We start from the raw sequence: 1,268 nt of genomic DNA on the forward strand, positions 1-1,268 counted from the left end.
TGTACCTCTGTCAATAGAGTAGACACAAAGAATCGAGAAAATTATGCGGCAGATCGGTACATACGTTCGCACTCATTGGGCGTAGAATACCCAATCGCGGAATGGATTCGTTTTCCATTGTAGAAGCAGGTAATATATTCAAAAATGCGTTTCTTGGCTTGCTTGCGTGTTTTGAACTTCTCCAAGTAGACAAGTTCTTTCTTAAGCACACTGTGGAACGATTCAATACACGCATTATCGTAGCAGTTCCCTTTGCGGCTCATACTGCCTTTCATCTTGTAGGTGCGCAGCCGCGCCTGGTAGTCATGAGAAGCGTACTGGCTGCCGCGATCCGAATGATGCAGAACCTCTTCGCACGGTCGCTGCTGGCTGTGGGCGCGGTCCAGCGCCGTTAACACGAGTTCTTTCGTCATTCGCTCATCCATGTGAAATCCAACGATTTTACGACTGTACAGGTCCATGATGCTTGCCAGGTATAGCCACCCCTCATCGGTCGGGATATACGTAATATCAGCCACCCAGGCCTTGTTTGGAGCGGACGGATTAAACTCGCGGTTCAACACGTTCTCTTGGACAGGCAGGTTGTGCTTCGAGTTGGTTGTGGCCTTGTATTTCTTCACCGTGCGAGAACGTAAACCCAGCTCCTTCATGATCCGAGCGACTGTTTTCTCGGACACTCGTATGCCCTGCTTGTGCAGTTCTTTTGCTACTTTGGGGCTTCCATATAATCGACGGGATTCTAGAAAGATACGACGGATCCGCCGCTCCAGCTTGCGACGTCGCTTTTCACGTTTGCTGGCTTTTCGCTGGGTCCATTTGTAATAGCCGCTTCGGGATACTTCAAAGGCTTCGCACATCTTCGAGACTCGGCACTTGAAGCGATGATCGTGGATGAAGGCATAGATCAGCGCCGGTCTTTGGCGAAGTAGTGCATCGCCTTTTTTAAGATGTCGTTCTCCTCTTCCAGATCACGAAGGCGTTTCTGAAGATCTCTCATTGCTTTATCGTCGGCTTTCAGTTGCCCACTGCCTGGAAAGGCCTGTGCGCCGTCTTTCTTGTATTCCGCCATCCAACGATACAGGGTGTTGTCGCTGATCCCCAGTTCGCGGGCGACCTGCGCCACCGCTTTCCCTTCTTCCTGGATCATCTGAATCGTTTGCAGTTTAAATTCTTTATCGTATTTTTTCGTCATGGTAGCACCTCGAATTTGGATAGATTCATTTTACCCGATTCTCGGTTCTCCATGTCTACTTTTTAGTCTAGCAGCA

Annotated in this window: 1 protein-coding gene; it reads right to left on the reverse strand. The window is 49.4% G+C overall.

Going from position 1 to position 1,268, the window contains the following annotated elements; all coding sequences use genetic code 11:
• Window positions 1-41: 41 nt before the first annotated feature.
• Window positions 42-1,192 (reverse strand): IS3 family transposase gene (locus NST08_RS29880; protein WP_248931314.1). Its coding sequence is split into 2 segments (ribosomal slippage): window positions 42-937 and window positions 937-1,192, totalling 1,152 coding nucleotides; the frame shifts between segments, so codons are not numbered across the junction.
• Window positions 1,193-1,268 lie beyond the last annotated feature (76 nt).

Origin of the sequence: Paenibacillus sp. FSL K6-1566 (assembly GCF_038050475.1) — a bacterium.
GTDB lineage: Bacteria > Bacillota > Bacilli > Paenibacillales > Paenibacillaceae > Paenibacillus_AQ > Paenibacillus_AQ lactis.